16 protein-coding genes are annotated in these 18850 nt (G+C 68.4%); 8 read left to right on the top strand and 8 right to left on the bottom strand.

All coding sequences use genetic code 11. The annotated features are described in order from the left end of the window. The first annotated feature begins 254 nt into the window (after nt 1-254). From AB0N07_RS18935 to AB0N07_RS18920, 4 genes are all read left to right on the top strand, one after another. Nucleotides 255-1001, top strand: a complete 747-nt coding sequence (locus tag AB0N07_RS18935) for a hemolysin III family protein (RefSeq protein WP_365836342.1) — start codon at nt 255-257, stop codon at nt 999-1001. Between the two features lie 100 nt (nt 1002-1101). Beyond that, a complete protein-coding gene (locus AB0N07_RS18930) occupies nt 1102-2643 on the top strand; it encodes a DHA2 family efflux MFS transporter permease subunit (protein WP_365836340.1) in 1542 nt (513 codons plus the stop codon). A 2-nt stretch (nt 2644-2645) separates the two neighbouring features. After that, nucleotides 2646-3290: a TetR/AcrR family transcriptional regulator gene (locus AB0N07_RS18925; protein WP_365836338.1), complete on the top strand. Its 645-nt coding sequence runs from the start codon at nt 2646-2648 to the stop codon at nt 3288-3290. Nucleotides 3291-3323: 33 nt separating this feature from the next. After that, nucleotides 3324-4040, top strand: a complete 717-nt coding sequence (locus AB0N07_RS18920; protein ID WP_365836336.1) for a Mut7-C RNAse domain-containing protein — start codon at nt 3324-3326, stop codon at nt 4038-4040. On the opposite strand, the gene AB0N07_RS18915 is transcribed toward AB0N07_RS18920, so the two are convergent. Next, the gene (locus AB0N07_RS18915) at nt 4037-6424 is read right to left on the bottom strand and encodes a galactose oxidase-like domain-containing protein (RefSeq protein WP_365836334.1); all 2388 of its coding nucleotides are present in this window, start codon (nt 6422-6424) and stop codon (nt 4037-4039) included. The two genes, AB0N07_RS18920 and AB0N07_RS18915, sit on opposite strands and share 4 nt — an antisense overlap. Before the next feature lie 255 nt (nt 6425-6679). Further along, entirely contained in the window at nt 6680-8713 is a 2034-nt protein-coding gene (locus AB0N07_RS18910) for a thioredoxin domain-containing protein (RefSeq protein ID WP_365836332.1), read from the bottom strand. Between the two features lie 139 nt (nt 8714-8852). Between AB0N07_RS18910 and AB0N07_RS18905 the strand changes: the two genes are divergently transcribed. Next, nucleotides 8853-12053: a tetratricopeptide repeat protein gene (locus AB0N07_RS18905; RefSeq protein WP_365836330.1), complete on the top strand. Its 3201-nt coding sequence runs from the start codon at nt 8853-8855 to the stop codon at nt 12051-12053. A gap of 27 nt (nt 12054-12080) precedes the next feature. Here the strand turns inward: AB0N07_RS18905 and AB0N07_RS18900 are convergent, their stop codons facing one another. Together AB0N07_RS18900 and mca are read right to left on the bottom strand one after the other, a co-directional pair. Then, nucleotides 12081-12329: a hypothetical protein gene (locus tag AB0N07_RS18900; RefSeq protein WP_365836328.1), complete on the bottom strand. Its 249-nt coding sequence runs from the start codon at nt 12327-12329 to the stop codon at nt 12081-12083. Next, complete coding sequence (gene mca, locus AB0N07_RS18895) at nt 12322-13203, bottom strand: mycothiol conjugate amidase Mca (protein ID WP_365836326.1); 882 nt, start codon at nt 13201-13203, stop codon at nt 12322-12324. The genes AB0N07_RS18900 and mca overlap by 8 nt, the downstream gene beginning before the upstream one ends. A gap of 113 nt (nt 13204-13316) precedes the next feature. On the opposite strand from mca, the gene AB0N07_RS18890 reads away from it, so the two are divergent. Together AB0N07_RS18890 and greA are read left to right on the top strand one after the other, a co-directional pair. Next, nucleotides 13317-13715: a DUF4307 domain-containing protein gene (locus tag AB0N07_RS18890; protein ID WP_365836324.1), complete on the top strand. Its 399-nt coding sequence runs from the start codon at nt 13317-13319 to the stop codon at nt 13713-13715. 169 nt (nt 13716-13884) lie between these two features. Continuing rightward, entirely contained in the window at nt 13885-14385 is a 501-nt protein-coding gene (greA, locus tag AB0N07_RS18885; protein WP_030929763.1) for a transcription elongation factor GreA, read from the top strand. A gap of 67 nt (nt 14386-14452) precedes the next feature. On the opposite strand, the gene AB0N07_RS18880 is transcribed toward greA, so the two are convergent. Beyond that, complete coding sequence (locus AB0N07_RS18880) at nt 14453-15109, bottom strand: ABC transporter permease (protein WP_365836322.1); 657 nt, start codon at nt 15107-15109, stop codon at nt 14453-14455. Continuing rightward, the gene (locus AB0N07_RS18875; RefSeq protein ID WP_365836320.1) at nt 15106-15444 is read right to left on the bottom strand and encodes a hypothetical protein; all 339 of its coding nucleotides are present in this window, start codon (nt 15442-15444) and stop codon (nt 15106-15108) included. The genes AB0N07_RS18880 and AB0N07_RS18875 overlap by 4 nt, the downstream gene beginning before the upstream one ends. Nucleotides 15445-15791: 347 nt before the next feature. Between AB0N07_RS18875 and AB0N07_RS18870 the strand changes: the two genes are divergently transcribed. Beyond that, entirely contained in the window at nt 15792-16574 is a 783-nt protein-coding gene (locus AB0N07_RS18870) for a GntR family transcriptional regulator (RefSeq protein ID WP_365836318.1), read from the top strand. Nucleotides 16575-16703: 129 nt separating this feature from the next. On the opposite strand, the gene AB0N07_RS18865 is transcribed toward AB0N07_RS18870, so the two are convergent. Both AB0N07_RS18865 and AB0N07_RS18860 read right to left on the bottom strand, forming a co-directional pair. Continuing rightward, on the bottom strand, nt 16704-17087 hold the full coding sequence (locus AB0N07_RS18865) for a hypothetical protein (RefSeq protein ID WP_365836316.1): 384 nt from the start codon (nt 17085-17087) through the stop codon (nt 16704-16706). A gap of 898 nt (nt 17088-17985) precedes the next feature. Further along, entirely contained in the window at nt 17986-18786 is an 801-nt protein-coding gene (locus AB0N07_RS18860; RefSeq protein WP_365836314.1) for an ABC transporter permease, read from the bottom strand. Nucleotides 18787-18850: the final 64 nt, after the last annotated feature.

Raw genomic sequence — 18850 nt, 5'->3', positions numbered from 1 at the left:
CGGTGCCGACCGCACTCATTTGATCATCCGACGAGAGTGCCCATATGTCCAGAGGGCCTCACAGGTGAGCGGAGTGGGGATCGTCACGCGGAAGAGTGTTTCCAAGCGTGTTTTTGCGTGCACGTTGAGTTCATCTGAAGGTTCTTTTGCCCGACGGCCTCAGGCGCCAAGTGCCGTGAGATGATGGCCACTCCTGGCCCGTTCTCGGCCCCCACTCATCCGCAACTTACGGTCCCGTAGGTACGATGAAGGGCATGACTGCGCCCGTCCCCGACGCACCAATGGACACACCGGCCGCCGGCCGCGGTTCCGACGCGCCTTCCATCCCTCACCAGATCAAGCAGCACGCCCAGCAGCTCGCCGAGCCGATCAAGCCGAAGCTACGCGGCTGGCTGCATCTGGGCATGTTCCCGGCCGCACTCATCTCGGGCCTGGTGCTCACGGCCCTCGCGGACTCGACGAGAGGGCGCATCGCCTGCGGGATCTTCGCCCTGACGGCCTGCCTGCTGTTCGGCGTGAGCGCTCTGTACCACCGGGGCAACTGGAGCCCGCGCATGGACGGCGTCCTGCGCCGACTCGATCACGCCAACATCTTCCTGATCATCGCGGGCACGTACACACCGCTGACGATGCTGCTGCTGCCGGGCGCGAAGGGGCAGTGGCTGCTGTGGGGCATCTGGGGTGCCGCAGCGGCGGGCATCATCTTCCGGGTCTTGTGGGTCGGCGCCCCGCGCTGGCTCTACACCCCCTGCTACATCGCGATGGGCTGGGCGGCCGTCTTCTTCCTGCCGGACTTCATGCGCACGGGCGGCATCGCGGTCCTGGTCCTGGTGATCGTGGGCGGTCTCCTCTACAGCGCGGGCGGCGTGATCTACGGCATCAAGCGTCCGAACCCCTCGCCGCGCTGGTTCGGCTTCCACGAGGTCTTCCACTCGTTCACGCTGGCCGCGTTCGTCGTCCACTACGTGGGGATCTCGCTGGTGGCGTACCAGCACGGGTAAGCACTTCACAGCACCCAGGGCCACGGCTTCACAGCCGTGGCCCTTTTTGCATGCCCCAACCGATTGACAGGAGCTACATTTTGAGAGCTACTCTCATTTCATGGTTACTGCCACCTTGAACCCTCGCCGTTGGTGGGCCCTCGGGGCTCTGGTCGCGAGCATGCTGACGCTCGGCTTCGACATGACGATCCTCAACGTGGCGCTGCCGACCATGGCCGGCGATCTCGGCGCGACCACCGGCCAGCAGCAGTGGATGGCGGACGCCTACGTCGTCGTCTTCGCGGCGCTGATGCTCCCCGCCGGGCTGCTGGGCGACCGCTTCGGACGACGCCGGATGCTGATCACGGGGCTCGCGGTCTTCCTCGTCGGCTCGCTGATCGGCGCCCTCGCCGGAGACGTGGACTGGGTCATCGCGGCCCGCGCGTTCATGGGCATCGGCGGTGCGCTGGTCACCCCGCTCGCCCTGTCCGTACTGCCGTCGCTGTTCGGCCCCGACGAGCGCACCAAGGCCGTGGGCATCATCTCCGCCGCCTCCGCGCTCGGACTGCCGCTCGGCCCGATCATCGGCGGCTGGCTGCTGGGCCACTTCTGGTGGGGCGCGGTCTTCCTGGTCAACGTCCCGATGGCCGCCATCGGCATCGCGGCCTGCGTCTTCCTGCTCCCGGAGACCCGCGACCCCGCCTCCCCCAAGGTCGACGCGCTCTCCACCGCGCTCACCGCGACCGGCCTCGGCGCCCTGATCTACGCGATCATCGAGGCGCCCGACCGCGGCTGGAGCGACCCGCTGGTACTGGTCATGTCCGCCGCGTCGGTGGTCCTGATCGCCGCACTGGTGCTGCGTGAGCGGCAAGCGGAGCGGCCGATGCTCGACATGACGCTGCTGGCCCACCGCGGCTTCCTGTTCAACACGCTCGCCGCGACCCTGGTGATGTTCGTCCTGTCGGGCCTGCTGTTCGTGCTCCCGCAGTACCTCCAGGCCGTTCTCGGGCACGACGCCCTCGGCACCGGTCTGCGGCTGCTGCCGATGATGGGCGGCCTGGTGATCGCCGCCCGCGGCGCGGGTCCGGTCGTCGCCAGGTTCGGTCCGCGCGCGGTGGTGAGCGCCGGTCTGGTGGTGCTGGCCTTCGCCGCGCTGCTGGGCAGCCGTACGACGGTCGACTCCGGCTACGGCTTCACCGCGTTGTGGCTGTCGATCACCGGCCTCGGCTTCGGCTTCTCCGTGGTCCCCGCGATGGACGCCGCTCTCGGCACCCTGCCCCGCGACCGGGCCGGCAGCGGCTCGGGGCTGCTGATGACGCTGCGCCAGGTCGGCGCCGCGATCGGCATCGCCCTGCTCGGCAGCCTGCTCTCCGGCATCTTCCGCGACCGGCTCGACGTCACCGGGCTGCCCGCCAAGGCGGCCGACACGGCCGGGGACTCCGTGGTCGCGGCGCACATCATCGCCGAGAAGGCGCACTCCGCCCGCCTGGCTGCCTCCGCGAACAGCGCGTACGTCCACGGCATGAGCGTCGTCCTGCTGGTGTGCGGCATCGCCGCCCTGGTCTCCGCGCTGCTGGCGGCGGCCCTCCTGCCGCGGGGGACGGCCGAACGGCGGGCGGACGGCGCCGAACCCGACTTGGTCGGCGCCGCGGAGGATGCCTGACAATGAACCCCATGACGGCCGCACGCTCCTCCTTCTCCTCCCCCGCCGACCGCCCCCGGCTGGGCCTGCGGGAACGCAAGAAGATCAAGACCCGCGAGGCGATCCGCTCCGTGACGTATGCACTGATCAAGGAGCAGGGCTACGACGCCACGACCATCGAGCAGATCGCCGAGCGGGCCGAGGTGTCGCCGTCGACCGTCTTCCGGTACTTCCCGACCAAGGAGGACATCGTCCTCTCGGACGAGTACGACCCGCTGATGGTCGAGGAGTTGCGCTCCCGGCCCGCCGACGAGTCGTGGATGGACTCGCTGCGGCACGTGATGCACATCGCCATCGACGCGCTGATGGCGGAGGACCCCGAGTCGGTCCGGATGCGGGCGCACCTGGCGATCCAGGTCCCCGCCGTCCGCTCCCGGATCTACGAGAGCATGTCGGAGACCGCGCGGACACTGCGCGGCGCGATCGCCGAGCGCTTCGGCCTCGGCCCGGAGAGCTTCGAGGTGCGCGTCTACACGATGTCCCTGATCGGTGGCCTGATGGAGGTCAACATGTACTGGGGCGAGAGCGGCTGCGAGGACGACCTGCGCGCCCTCGTGGACCAGGCCCTGGACGTCCTGGAACACGGCCTCCCCGTCGAAAAGCCCTGAGCCCGCCGCCCCCTCCCGTGACATCCTGACCCCGTGAACGGTCCCGAGATCCACGTCGAGTTCGCCCCCGACCTGGCCCTGTTCGTCCAGCGCGGGCCGCACCGGACGATCGTCACCGACGGCGTCTCCTCCCTCGGCCACGTCGTCGAGTCGGCCGGCGTCCCGCTCACCGAGGTCGGGACGCTGTGGGTCGACGGCCGCGAGGTGCCGCACTCCTACGTCCCCGCCGCTGGCGACACCGTGCAGGTCCGGCCCGTCGAGCGCCCCCAGCGGGTCCCCGGCGCCCCGCTGCGCTTCCTCCTCGACGTCCACCTCGGCACCCTCGCCCGCCGGCTGCGCCTGCTCGGTGTGGACACGGCGTACGAGTCGACGGACATCGGCGACCCGGCTCTCGCCGCCCGCTCGGCCGCCGAGCAGCGGGTCATGCTCAGCCGCGACCGGGGCCTGCTGCGCCGCCGTGAGCTGTGGGCCGGGGCGTATGTCTACAGCACCCGGCCCGAGGACCAACTCCGGGACGTCCTCGACCGGTTCCGGCCCGAACTCAAGCCCTGGACCCGGTGCACCGCCTGCAACGGGCTGCTGAGGGAGGCCACCAAGGAAGAGGTGGCCGACCAGCTGCAGGGCGGCACGCACCGGTCGTACGACGTCTTCGCGCAGTGCCGGGACTGCGGCCGCGCGTACTGGAAGGGCGCGCACCACGAACAGCTGGTGGCCATCGTGACGCGCGCCCTGGATGAGTTCGCCGGCTAGCTCTTCCTCAGATCCGCCTTTCCGCAGGCCAGGCCGTCCTTGTTCGGGTCGAGGCCCAGCGGGTCGTCCCGGCCGTTGACCTTCAGGCGGCCGTACTGGTTCGTCCTCAGCCAGCTGCACCGTGCGGCCGTCGTCCTCTTCACGCCCTTCGGGAAGACCGTCGGCACGCACACGTTGACCGAGCCGTAGTGCCGGTCGCAGCCGGAGATGGTGACGGGGACCTGCACCGAGGTGCGCTTCTTGCCGGGGCCCGTGACCTGGCCCGACAGGGAGTCGGCGAAGGAGTGGACGTGGGCGTCGGCGGTGGCGGCGCTCAGGGCCTGCGGGCCCTGGAGGTGCACCCACTTGGCCACCGAGGGAACGCCGTTGGCGTCGACCGCGAAGAGCATGTACCAGCCGGGCGGGGCCACATTGGGGTTGCTCGTCACGTTCAGGTCGACGTTGCTGCCGTCGACGGACAGCGGCAGGTCGACGAACCGCTGGTTCGGGTCGGAGGAGTGGGTGACGGCGGCCGGGCGGATCAACTCGGCCTTGACAATGGGCTGATCGACCGTGATCCGCTGGGTGTCGCCGTAGTGCCACTCCGAGTTGATCATCGAAGTGATCGTCGGGCGTTCACCCTTGAGCAGATAGGGCGGGGTGTAGATCGACACGTTGTGGTTCCAGGTGCCGTTGCCCGGGTTGTCACCGGTCGCCATCACACGGCCGTCGGGCAGCAGGAAGGCGGAGGAGTGGTAACCGCGGGCCTGGGGGTCGGCGGCCACCGGGTCGAAGGTGTTGGTGCCCGGGTCGTAGAGCGAGGCCTCGTGGACCGGGTTGGCGCGGTTGTGCAGTCCGCCGCCGGTCTCCAGCACCTTGCCGTCGGGCAGCAGGACCGCGGAGACGTACATCTTGCCCTGGTTGCCGGTCTCGGCCACCGGACCGTTGCCGAGGTCGACCGTGCCCTGCGGGATCGGGGGCCCGGCGACGTACGACGGGTTGGCCTGCTTGAGGTCGATGACGTCGGTCAGGCGGTTGGCCTCCGGGTTGGACTCGATGTTGCCGCCGCCGAGGGTGAGGACCTTCTGGTCCTGCGCCGGCGGCAGCAGCACGCTCGCGGACTGGTCGCGCTGGTCCTTGTTCTGCAGGCCCGGGACCTGCGTGATCGTGTTGGCGTTGTAGTCGTAGATCGCCGAGCCGGTCCCCGGGATGTTGTTGCCGAAGACATGGCTGCCCGAGTAGAAGAGACGGCCGTCTTGCATGAGGATCATCGACGGGTACAGACCCCAGTACGACCAGGTCTGGTTGACCTGCCACAGCGCCAGCCACTTCTGCTGGGCCTGCGACCAGTACTCGGCGGTCACCGAGCCGGTCGAGTCCTCGCGCAGGCCGCCGAAGGAGACGACGTCACCGTTGCCGAGCTCGGTCGCGGACGGGTACCAGTGGCCGTCGTTCAGGTCGTTGGTCCTGCTGTAGGTCTCGGTCGTCGGGTCGAAGACGTACGAGTCCTTGTAGCCCTCGTAGCCGTGCGAACCGTCCGCCGCCGGGAACGCCTTGTTGCCGCTCAGCACCAGGACCCGGCCGTCCTGGAGCTGGATGTGACCGGAGCAGAACATGTCCTTCGGGGTCGGGATGACCTTGTAGGAGCCGTCGGCCGGGTTGTAGACCGCGCTCGTGAACGTGCCCGCGTTGAAGTTCTCCTCGCTGTTGCCGGAACCGGCGATCAGCAGCACCTTGCCGTTGTTGAGGACGACGGAGTGCATGGAGCGCACCGGGTTCTGCGTGGGCAGCACGTCCCAGCGGCCGTTGGCGCACTCGTCCGCCGTGCCCGTGCAGGTCGCGGGCGGGGCGACGTCGGGGACCTGGTCCATCGTGTAGTCGTCGGTGGTCGCCGAGCCGGTGCCGTAGACGGAGACCCCCCAGGTGATGCGGTCGGTGCCGGCCGGGATCTCGGGCGTGCGGACGGTCGCCTGGGTCCAACTTCCCTGCATCTCCAGGGTTTTGAGGTCGGTCCAGTACTGCCAGCCGGCCGTCGTGTCGTGCCGGAACAGGGTGACGTTCGCGTCCGGTGTGGTCGTCTTGTACCAGAGCGACAGGTCGTACTGCTTGCCCGCGGTCACCACCGGCGCGCAGTCCGTCGACTCGGTGATCAGCGCCTTGCGGTCGCCGTCGACGCGGCGGGTGAGCGACACCTTCATCGCCTTGGACCCGCTGTGGGCGTCGCTCGTCGTCTCGAAGGTGAAGTCGTTGTCGCCCCAGCCGGACTTCTCCCAGCAGTACGGCATCCCTCCCGTGCCGTCCGTCTCGAAGCCGGGGTTCTTGACGAGGTTGGCCGCCTCGGCGGACTGGGGTGAGGTGAGGAGCAGACCGGCGGTCAGGGCCCCCACCCCGACCAGTGCGGGCACAGGGTGAAGGCCGCCATCCAGAACAAGGCCAGCGAAACGGCAGCGATGAAGACAGACGTCAGCAACAGATCCCCCCAGATCCCCAATGCCCCCTGCCGCGACAGACGTCACATCTGTCGCGGAACTATGTAGACATTAAGGGTGATCTGTGAAGTCCGCGGGCCGTTTCAATGAAGAACGCATTTCTTCGCAACGGGTCCCGAGAGTGAACAATTCAAACACCGCTTACGTAACTGCCCTGTGCCCGCTGCCGTTTCAGCTGGTCAGCGCGGTCCGCAACTGGTCCGGATCGATGGTCGGGACATCGCAGGTGAAGTTACGGCAGACGTAAGCCGCAGGTTGACCCTGCTGCAGCGGCCGGTCGGCAAGGAGCGGAAACTCGTCACTCTCCGGGAGTCCCACGGCCACGACCGCGCCCGGGGCGCTGCCCAGAAGTGCCGTGCGGTGCAGGGTCCTTGTGGCGGGATCGTCCAGCGCGGGGCCGACGATCGCGACCTCCCGCGGCCCGTCGAGGAGGGCCTCGGCGACCGCGAGCCCCCAGCCGATGAAGCGCGGCACCCGGGGCCCGAGCGCCTTGACCACGCCCAACGCCCTTTCGGCGGCGGTTCGATGGGGCTCCGCACCCGTGTGGGCGGCATAGCTCAGCAGGGCGCCCGCGGCGGCGGTCCAGCCGGACGGCGTGGCGTTGTCGGTGGGGTCCTGCGGCCGGCGGATCAGCTGCTCGGCGTCGGCGGCGGTGTCGTAGAGGCTGCCGGACTCCGCGTCGACGAAGCGGGCCAGGACATGGTCGAGCAGGAACCCGGCGAACTCCAGCCAGACGCCCTCGCCGGTGACGGACGCCAGCGCGAGGAAGCCCTCGGCGACATCGGCGTAGTCCTCCAGCACACCTGCGTTGGCACCGGCCCGGCCGTCCTTGCTGGTGCGGGCGAGGCGGGCCTGCTCGTCCAGATGCAGCCGCACGAGGAGATCGGCGGCGCCGACCGCGGCCTCGACCAGGTCGGGGCGGTCGAAGTAGGCGCCGGTCTCGGCGAGGGCGGCGACGGCGAGACCGTTCCAGGCGGCGACCACCTTGTCGTCGCGGCCGGGTGCGGGGCGCTCGCTGCGCCTGTCGAGCAGTCGCCCACGGATCGAGGCGATCTTCTCGGCGTCGAACAGGCCGTCGTGCTGCGGGAGTTGGAGAACGGACCGGCCGTGCTCGAAGGTGCCTTCCTCGGTGACGCCGAAGTGGTGGGCGGCGAGCCGGCCGTCCTCCTCGCCGAGGGCCTCGGTCAGCTCCTGCGGCGTCCACACGTAGTACGCGCCCTCGACGTGCCTGCCCGTGCCGTCGTCGCTGTCGGCGTCGAGCGCGGAGGCGAACCCGCCCTCGGCGGTGCGCAGTTCACGGACCATGAAGTCGGCGGTCTCCAGCGCCACACGGCGGGCGAGCTCCGAACCGGTGGACCGCCACAGGTGCGCATACACACGGCACAGCAGGGCGTTGTCGTAGAGCATCTTCTCGAAGTGCGGGACGACCCACTCACGGTCGACGGAGTAGCGGGCGAAGCCGCCGCCGAGCTGGTCGTAGATGCCGCCGCGGGCCATGCGCTCGCAGGTGTCCACGGCCATCTGCAGGGCGCCCTCGGCGCCGGTGCGGGCATGGTGGCGCAGCAGGAACTCGATCACCATGGACGGCGGGAACTTGGGCGCACCGCCGAAACCGCCACGCTGCGGGTCGTACTCACGGGTCAGCCCGAGCAGCGCCTGCGCGAGCTCCTCCTCGCCCGGGACCTGTGCGTCGCCGTAGGAGATCTCCCGTCCGGCGAGGTCCCGCACGATCTTCCCGGCGACCTCGGCGACCTCGTCCCGCCGGTCGGACCACGCCGAGCGGACACCCTCCAGGACCTGCCGGAAGGAGGGGCTGCCGTGACGGGGGACGGGCGGGAAGTAGGTGCCGAAGTAGAAGGGCTCGGCGTCGGGCGTGAGGAACACGGTCATGGGCCAGCCGCCCTGGCCGGTGGCGGCCTGGACGGCCTCCATGTAGACGGCGTCGACGTCGGGGCGCTCTTCGCGGTCGACCTTGATGTTGACGAAGTGCTCGTTGAGGAAGTCGGCGGTGGCCTGGTCCTCGAAGGACTCGTGGGCCATGACATGGCACCAGTGGCAACTTGAGTACCCGACGCTCAGCAGGACCGGTTTGCCGATCTTGCGCGCCTCCTCGAAGGCCTCGGCCGACCACGGCCACCAGTCGACGGGGTTGTCCGCGTGCTGGAGCAGGTAGGGGGACGTCTCGTGAGCCAGTCGGTTCGGCATGAGGTCCATCCTGCCGCAGTACCCCCGGCGGCACGCGCCAGGCATGTCCCGGACGCCGGTGATCGCTGCCCTCTGTCGCTCACGCCTTCCCCGAAGGACACTCGTACGCAAAGGAGTTGCCGCCGGAGGGGGACGTGACATGCGGGACAGCCATCGGGCGGATGCCGAACGGCTGTTGGCCCGGGCCGTGGAGGAAGAGGTACGACGTTCGGGCGGGCGCACCGACGGAGCGGTGCTGCTGTCGCGGTCGCGCGGCGCGCTGGACGCGATGGCTCAGACGGCCGCCGAGGAGTACGAGGCCTACACACGCGCGCTGGACGAGGCGGAGGGCGACCGGCTCACCTTCGGGCAGCGCTACGCGAAGGAGGGATCCGGGACTCCCCTGCTGGTGGCGGTCGTTGCGGCGGTCGCGGCGGCGGTGGCCGACCTGGCCTTCGGCACGGACACCGGCACGGCGGTGGGGGTGGGCGCGACGGTCGGCGTGGTCGGCGCCGCCGCGACCGTGATCAAGGTGGCCGGTTCCCATCTGCCCGCCGCACACCACCGGGCCGGCGCCGCGAACCAGCCCGGCGGTCCTGAACAGCTGCGGCTGCAGTGGCTGACGGCACTGGAGGTGCGTGGCATCCGGCCGTTCCTCGACCAGCAGCGGGTGCGCGCCGCGTCCACCGGCCCGAAGAAGCCGGGACCGCAGCTGCGCGGCACCGACAAGAGCGCGGCGGCACGCGGGCGTAATGTGCTGGCGCAGTCGTTCGCCCAGCTCCCGGAGCCCGCGGGGGCGTTCGCGGGGCGGCGGCAGGAGATGGCGCGCATACGGCAGTGGGTGCAGGCGTCCCGCGCGAGCACGGACACCCGCCCGACGGTGGTGATCCTGCCCGGGGCGCCCGGCAGCGGCCGTACGACCCTGGCGATGCGGGCCACGCACGACCTGAAGGACTACTTCCGCGGTGCCTGCGTGGTCGACCTGCGCGGCGGCAGCCCCGAGGAGCCGCCGCTGTCCACCCGGGACGCCCTGCTGCATCTGCTGAACCGGCTCGGCGCCCCGCGCGAACAGCTGCTGTTCCGTGAGCGTTCCTCCCCCGACCAGCAGGTCAAGCGGCTGAGCGAGCTGTACCACCAGCATCTGACGGGCCTGCCGGTCACGGTCGTCCTGGAGGACGCCTCGGACCCCGAACAGATCCGTACGCTCATCCCCGAGCGCTCCGACAGCCTGGTCCTGGTCACCGCCCGCGAGCGCCTGGAACTCCCCTCCGACCTGCAGGCCCATGTCCACGAGCTGCCGGTCGGGGCGCTGGACGCGGCGGGCGCGGAGGAGCTGCTGGACGCGGCGGCGCAGGACAGCTCGGGGCCGTACGACGCCGATGCGGCGGACCGGATCCGGGAGCTGTGCGGCGGGCTGCCGCTGGCGCTGAGCATCGCCGGTTCGTCGCTGGGCCCGCGCTCACCGCGGCAGCTGGCCACGGATCTGGCGGCGTACGGACCCGTGGAGCCGATCGAGCGCGTTCTGTGGCTGCGCTACACCGACCAGTCGGAGGCGGCCCGTCGGCTGCTGCGCCGGCTGGCTCTGGCCGGGCGGGCCTCCCTCGGTGCCGCCGCGGCCGCCTCCCTGCTGGCCACGGACGAGACGGAGGCGACCCGGCATCTGGAGGCGCTCCGCCGGGCCGGCCTGATCGACCATGTGCGCGGCAGCCGCTACCGCCTCCACGACCTGGTGCGGGCCTTCGCCCACGCCCGTCTGCTGGACGAGGAGGAGGCGGGAGAGCGCACGGCCGCGCAGGAGCGCCTGATCGTGAACTACGCCGACCTGGCCGACTCGGTGCTGCGGCTGGTCGACGGCAACATGTCGACCCGCTCGGACCGCTTCAGCCCGCACGGCTTCACCTCGCTGGACGAGGCGCTGCGCTGGCTGGACGACGAGTCGAGCTTCATCACCTCCACGCTGCGGCACGCGGAGGGCGTGAACCAGGCGGCGGTGCTGAGCCTGCTGGGCGCGCTGTGCGACTACTGCCTGTTGCGCGGCGACCTCTACCGCCTGGGCGAGATCAGCGAACTGGCGCAGGCCGTCGACCAGGGCCTGCTGGTCCGCTCGGTGCAGTGGCGCACGGGCATCGCGGCCCGTCAGCTGGGCGAGCTGGACAAGGCGCGGACGACGCTGACCTCGGTGGTCGACCTGTACATGGAGGCCCACCACGACGCGGGCGCGGCCCGTGCCCTGTGCTCCCTCGGCATCACCCTGCACCACCAGGGCAACCTCACGGAGGCCGCGGCGAAGCTCCGCGAGGCGCTGGACCTGCAGGCGGCTCCCGAACTGGCGACGGACCGCGGCTGGACGATGCACGCCCTGGCCGCGGTGGAACGGGACCGCGGCCATGTCCAGGAGGCGCTGCGCCTGCTCGCCGAGTCCCTGGTCCTGCACCGCGCCGGCGAGTCCGTGCACGGCGAGGCGTGGGCCCACTTCCAGCTCGGCCAGCTGTCCCTGCGCATGGGCGACGTGCCGCGCGCGGAGTCCGAGCTGGACGCGGCCCTCGACCGCTACGGCCGCACCCGCGACGCCCGCGGCGAGGCCTGGGCCCTCACCCAGCTGGCCCGCGCCCGCCTGGTCGCCGGCGACCCGTCCCAGGCGGTGGACGGCCTGCGGCAGGCGGCATCCCGGCACCGGGAGAACGAGGACGCGCGCGGCGAGGCCTGGACGGTCTACTACCTGGGCCAGGCCCTGGAGGAGACCGGCAACCTCGACCACGCGGTCCGCGAACTGGAACGCTCCCGCACGATGTTCTCCCGTATCCGCGACGTCTACGGCCTGGCCTGCGCCCGCCACCACTCGGCGAGAGTCACCCGCGACCAGCGCGCAGCCCAGACCGGCTCGCTCAGGAACTCCGGTTTCGCCCGCCAGCTCCTGGTCGACGCCCGGGCCGACTTCCAGCGCATCGGCGTCGCCCACGGCGAGGCATGGACCTGCCTGGAACTCGCGGTCGTGGACGCGGGAAATGCCCGCAACCAGCAGGCACTGGCACTGTGTGACGACGCGGTGGACCTGTTCACCTCGTACGGCGACCAGCGCGGCGCGGACTGGGCGCGCTTCCTGCGCTGCACCCTGCTCCCCTACGCGGCCCCCGGCGGTGCGGAGATCGGCACGGCGGTCGCCCAGGAGGAACTGGCCCAGCTCTCCCGCACCGGCCATCCCCTGCGGGACCGGAAGCTCGACGACTGCGTGGAGGCGTATCAGCTGCTGCTGGAGCGGGGTGTGAACCTGGAGGAGGGCTGGCAGGCCTGGCGGCTCGGGATGGTGCCGAGCCGGCATGCGCGGGAGGTGATGGGGGTGGCGGTACCGGCCGGTCACTGACCGTCGGCCACCCCCGCTCCCACTGCGTCAGCTGCGGCGCGCCTCGGAGTCTGCGGTGGGCTCCGAGGACCCGGCGTCCGCGTCGGCCGGCTCCTTGAACTTCACCTTGCCCATGTGCCGGTTCATCGACTTCATCAGGGCCCACACCGCCAGGGCCATCGCCGCGAAGACGATGAAGCCGAGGACGCCGGGGGTGACCTTGTTCTCGTCCACCTCCTTGGCGAGGGGGACGATGTGCGTCATTGCCAGGCTCACGCTTGCGCTCATGTCAGGCATTGTCGCGGACGCCCGCGAAGAGGTCGTCCTCGGGGAGGGAGGTATCGACGAGGGACTTCGCCAGTTCGTACTCCTCCGTCGGCCAGACCTCCTTCTGGATCTCCATCGGGACCTTGAACCAGCCGCCGTCGGGGTCGATCTGCGTGGCGTGCGCGATCAGCGCCTTGTCGCGGATCTCGAAGAACTCGGCGCACGGAACGTGCGTGGTCAGCGTGCGCTCGACGCGCTCGAACTCGCTCCAGCGCTTGAGCCAGTCCCCGTACGGCGACTCGAGGCCGCGATCGAGCAGCGCGTTGTGCAGCGCCTCGGTGCGGGGGCGGTTGAAGCCCTGGTTGTAGTAGAGCTTGAGCGGCTGGTGGATCGGGCCGAACTCGGACTCCGGGTACTTCTCGGAGTCCGCCGCGCCCTCGAACGCCACCATCGAGATCTTGTGGGTCATGATGTGGTCGGGGTGCGGATAGCCGCCGTTCTCGTCATAGGTGGTGATCACCTGGGGACGGAAGGAACGGATCTGCTTCACCAGCTCGCCGGCCGCCTTGTCGACGTCCTCGAGGGCGAAGCAGCCCTCGGGCAGCGGCGGCAGCGGGTCGCCCTCGGGCAGACCGGAGTCGACGAAGCCGAGCCACTCCTGGCTCACCCCGAGGATCTCGCGGGCCTCGTCCATCTCCTTCTTGCGTACCTCGTGGATGTGCTCCTCGATGTACTTGTCGCCCTGCAGCTTGGGGTTGAGGATGGAGCCGCGCTCCCCGCCCGTGCAGGTCACGACCAGCACGTCCACCCCCTCGGACACGTACTTCGCCATGGTGGCCGCGCCCTTGCTCGACTCGTCGTCGGGGTGGGCATGCACGGCCATCAGTCGCAGCTGGTCAGTCAAGACTCAATCCTCGGTAAGTCGGCGCCCGGTGTGAACCGGCGCGATCGGCGGCTTCTATAGTGACCGAATCGGGGGGAGAAAAATTCCGCGGTCCGGTTTCGGAGAGGACGATCATGAGTACGGCGAGCACGCGGCTGCCCGAGGGCCGCTACGGCCGCTCCTCGGACGAGCGCGCCGACCGCAAGCTCAAGATCGCCGGGGCTGTGCTCGGGACCCTCCTGCTCGTGCTCATCGGCTACTTCGCCTACCACTACGTCGCCCAGAACAAGATCAGCGCCGAGGTGATCACCTTCGATGCGCAGAAGGACTCGGTGAAGGTGCATCTGGAGGTCCGCAAGGACGCCGGCACCTCCGGCTACTGCACCATCCGCTCCCAGTCGAAGGACGGGGCCGAGGTGGGCCGGGCCGACTTCCGCTTCGACGGGCACGCCACACGCATCGACCGGGTCGTCACGCTGCGTACGACCTCCGAGGGCACCACAGCGGAACTGCTCGGCTGCCACGCCGACTGACGTCAGCCGAAAATACACAAGCCGTGACCTGCATTGATGCAATTCTGATGGCTTATGTCCTCCCCCTTCAGCCGCTGAATTGTTAGGCTCGTGGTTTCGCCCATCCGTGAAGGACCATTCTTCTGGGTAGGGCGATGCTTTGTATTCCCAGTACCTACGAGGAGCACCTGTGACCCAGACCAGCGAGAACGTCACCTGGCTGACCCAGGAGGCGTACAACCAGCTCAAGGCCGAGCTGGAGTACCTGTCTGGTCCTGCGCGCACGGAGATCGCCGCCAAGATCGCGGCCGCGCGCGAGGAGGGCGACCTGCGTGAGAACGGCGGGTACCACGCGGCCAAGGAAGAGCAGGGCAAGCAGGAGCTCCGTGTGCGCCAGCTGACCCAGCTTCTGGAGAACGCCAAGGTCGGCGAGGCCCCGGCGTCGGCGGACGGGGCCGTGGCCCCCGGCATGGTCGTGACGATCGCCTTCGACGGCGACGAGGACGACACGATGACCTTCCTGCTCGCCTCGCGCGAGTACGCGAGCTCGGACATCGAGACGTACTCGCCGCAGTCCCCGCTGGGTTCCGGCGTGATCGGCCACAAGGTCGGCGAGGACGCGGAGTACGAGCTGCCGAACGGCAAGAAGGCCTCGGTGACGATCCTGAAGGCCGAGCCCTACACCGGCTGATCCGGTCTGCCCGTCCTTTGGAGCCCCCGGCGTCCTGGTGACGCCGGGGGCGTCGTCATTCCGTCGGTCATGCCGTCGCCGAGCGGTACTTCCGCACCGCCAGCGTCCTGAATATGACGATGATCAGGACCGAGTAGATCAACGAGGCCCACACGGGGTGCGCCATGGGCCAGGCGTCCGAGGGCGAGACGCCGGGGTTGCCGAAGAGCTTGCGGCAGGCCTGGACCGTCGCGCTGAACGGGTTCCACTCGGCGATGTGACGCAGCCAGGGGGTCATACGGCTGGAGTCCACGAACGCATTCGAGATGAACGTGACGGGGAACAGCCAGATCAGGCCTCCGGAGGTGGCCGCCTCGGGCGTGCGCACGGACAAGCCGATGACCGCGCCGATCCAGGTGAACGCGTATCCGGTCAGGAGCAGCAGGCCGAAGGCGCCGAGCACCTCGCCCATGTTGGTGTGGGTACGCCATCCGACCAGCAGGGCGACCATGGCCAGCACGAACAGCGTGAGCGCCGTCTGCACCAGGTCGGCCAGTGTCCGTCCGGTCAGCACCGCTCCGCGTGCCATGGGCAGCGAGCGGAAGCGGTCGATGAGTCCCTTGTGCATGTCGTCGGCTATGCCCGCCCCCGCGCCCGCGGTGGCAAAGGTCACCGTCTGGGCGAAGATGCCGGCCATCAGGAACTCGCGGTAGACCTGGGGGTCCGTGGTGCCGCCGATGTTCATGGAACCGCCGACTCCGAGCTGTCGTAGTCCTTCCAGTTCTTGCCAGAACGAACCTTGTCCAGCATCGCCTCAAAGCCGTCCCGGACGTCCTTCCACTGACGGCTGTGCGAGACAATGCCGTCGATCTCCCGCCACTGCGCGTCTGTGGTCTCGACAGGGATGGTCACGCCGGTCTCGCGGTGCCACGCAGCGATAGGGTCCGTCACCCCCTTGTGGCGAGGCTCACCCTTGCCGGTGATCTGCACACGTACGTCAAGCAGGTCCAACAGGTCTTGCTTCTGCTCGAACGTGAAGTCGTCCAAGCGGCCGTCAACCTTCTCGATCTTGGCGAGCATGTTCTGAGCCCGGCCCTCTTGTCCCTCAACCTCGCACAGCCATGTCCCGTACCGCCTCGGGCAGCATCCGCAGACGCCTTTCGTGCTCTGCGGAGCGGTTGTTGGCAGTGGACGCCTCGGAAGAGGAGTTGGACACGTGGCACCTCCAGAACACACCCTCCGGACCACTTATCCGGATGAGTTGGAGGGGTCATGGTCACTTGCCCGCCCAGGTCAGGTCAACCACTTATCCGGATACGTGGCGCCGAGGTGTGGGGTCAACCACTTATCCTCATGAGCGGGAGCCGCCGACAACCGGCCGACCCGAGCCCAGCGCCCCCACCAGCGACCGACGAAGGACACCAGCCATGGCAGCCCGAGAGCACATCGAACGCGCCCCGGCCATGTACTTGCAGGTCGCCCAGCGCATCGCCGACGACATCGAGCGAGGCCGCTACCGGCCCGGCGATCTCCTGCCGTCCGAGGCAGAGATGGTGACGATGTACGGCATCGGCAAGCACACCGCACGGTCCGCCGTCGCCGAACTGCGTCACATGGGCCTGGTCGAGTCCCGGCAGGGCAAAGGCAGCATCGTCCTTTCCTCGGGCGGAGTCCTGCCCGCGACGAGCGTGGATCGATCCATCTACCGCACCAGCAAGGGGAGTTGGAGCCTGCCGGACGTCGCCCAGGCGGAGACGCCAGCCATCAGCAGGACCTCACTCGACGGCCCCCCGGCGATGCTGTTGGGCCAGCAGGACCAGGCCGCCATCAGCGTCGACCGCATGATCCACGACCCGGCGACAGGTGCCCGCATGGCCCACCGCATGTTGATCCCGATGGCCACCGCAGCAGAGGTGCCCACCCTCGCCGACCAGCCCGACACCGCAGTCAGCGACCTGTACCAGCAGCTTGCCGACGCCGGACTCAGTCTCTCGTTCACCGAGCACGTCACCGCCCGCACCCCCTACCCGGACGAGCGCACCGCACTCGGCATCAGCGACGCCAGCCCCCTCCTGATCACCTACCGCATCACCGCCGACGCCGACGAGGACCGCCCTCTGTTGTGTGAGGAGCTGAAGGCCTCCGCCGCCACGTGTCAGCTCACATTCCCCGTGACGCCGGTGAAGCCAGTCTCCAAGCGCACCACCTAACGCCGATCCGCATCCGCGTAGAAACAGTGAGCAGCCCCAGGAACGACAGAGGCCGCAGTCTGCTTTCGAGACTGCGGCCTACTTACGCCGCGATACCTTTGGCTGCAAAAGTACAACCAACAATGACGGCTACGCGCTCCCGCGCCCGTGGTCCAACCTGTATTCACCAACCGGGCACGACCAAGTCCCCTGTTGGCTGGGATCTTCCCAAGCAACCGAGTCATCGATTATTGCCGGTTCGGCAGGTCGCTCTGTTCCAGGCACCACAGGAAGCCCAACAGAATAGAACTCGACGTAGGCAGTTGGGATTCGATAGGCCATTTCGTAGAGGATTTCCACCTCAGGCGCCAGCGGGTTCACTCCGAAGCCCACCGTCATTCCCGAATCATCCCGGAGGAAGATCTTTGCAAAACCTTCCTCGTTTGGATTCACATACGTAATGAAGGGTTTTTTATCAAACCCTGCGGATAGATCCCGTACTACTCTTTCGGCAAGCTCTTCCAGGTTCGACATAGGCGAATCCTTGATCGTTAAGGCGTGACTGCACCTGGCCCACATGGGGGTAACCAGGCTATGTCAGATCAGCGTCACCTGAAAGTCGAAGACCGTCGTGACGTACTGCGTGCCGCCAGCGATCTTGAAGTGTTCGTTGACGGTCAGTACGTAATGGCTGGTTTCTACCTGGAATGAGCACGCCAGTGCCCGAGCCAGACAGAATAATTGACTCGGGCACTGTCACCCTATTCAAGGGCCGATCAAAAGGCTTCTACTGCGCCCCCTGGCCGGGACACAACTAATTCGGCGGGCAGGCGAAGAGGTAATTGGACTGGCGAGTGTCTGTCCGGCCCGATCCGGCCCGGTGGAAGAAGGCCATGGTCATGTACTCCTGACACTGTTGGAAGGTCAGTGTGATGCTTACAGATCCGGCCTGAGTATTGATGCACTTCGACCCAATCTCAATGGGAGGAAGTTCCGGGGCGCTGGTGTCCAAGGCTGACACGCAGAGCTTCGACCCCGCAGGCTGCGGGCCCAGCACGCTTGCTGTCCACGTGATCTTGTTACCGTGCAGAGTCGGAACATGAGCCGTCAACCAGTCTTGCGCGCTCGCAGTGCCGGTGCTCATGGCGACAGCCACAACCGCCACGGCAGCAGTGGCTATGCCGGAGTACTTGAGATTCACTTGTTCCCCTTTTTTGGACCTCAGCAGAGTTGGTCATGTCTCTGCCGACCGATGGAACTTACCACCTGAACACCCGGCCGTTTCAAGGAAATTACCACTATCCGTGTCATGCACTTAGAGACGGATACGCACCGCAAGTCACTGTTTGCCCTGCCATACGGCAAGCCTTCGTTTCTTTCGGAGTGTTGCGCTAGCCGACGGCCACACAGGGGGCGCGGCGAAGAAGACTGATCAACCGCTGGCCCGGCGGTACTTGCGGACCGCCATCGTGCGGAAGAACAGGATGATCACGACCGACCAGATCAGCGACGCCCACACGGGATGCTGCATGGGCCAGGCGTCGGACGCCTTGAAGCCCGGGGGAAGGTTGCCGAACAACTCGCGGCACGCCTGCACGGTGGCGCTGAACGGGTTCCACTCCGCGATGTGCCGTAGGAACGACGGCATCATGTTCGCGTCGACGAACGCATTCGAGATGAACGTCAGCGGGAACAGCCAGATCAGGCCGCCCGAGGTCGCCGCTTCAGGCGTGCGCACGGAGAGGCCGATGAGTGCGCCGATCCACGAGAACGCGTACCCCAGGAGCAGGAGCAGGCCGAATCCGGCGAGCACCTTGCCGAAGTTCTCGTGCGTGCGCCAGCCGACGATCAGGGCGACGACCGCCAGGACGACGAGGGTGAGCGCCGTCTGTGCCAGGTCGGCGATAGTCCGGCCTGTCAGCACCGCCCCACGCGTCATGGGCAAGGAGCGGAAACGGTCGATGAGGCCCTTGTGCATGTCGTCGGCGATGCCCGCGCCAGCGCCAGCCGTGGCGAAGGTGACGGTCTGGGCGAAGATGCCCGCCATCAGGAACTCGCGGTAGGCCTGGGTGGAGGTGGACGAGCCGACCTGGATCGAGCCGCCGAAAACGTAGGTGAACAGCACCACGAACATGATTGGCTGGACAAGCCCAAAGATGATCATCTCGGGAATCCGGCTCATCCGAATTAGGTTCCGGCGGGTGATGACCAGGGAATCGCTCACAGCGCTCACTTCGCCTGCCCCTTCCCGGCGCTCACGTGCAGTTCTCGGGTCCGTGACGAGATGGATCCTGACC

Source organism: Streptomyces sp. NPDC051172 (assembly GCF_040682555.1).
In the GTDB taxonomy this organism is placed as follows: domain Bacteria; phylum Actinomycetota; class Actinomycetes; order Streptomycetales; family Streptomycetaceae; genus Streptomyces.
This window is presented reverse-complemented; position numbering and strand designations above follow the sequence as displayed.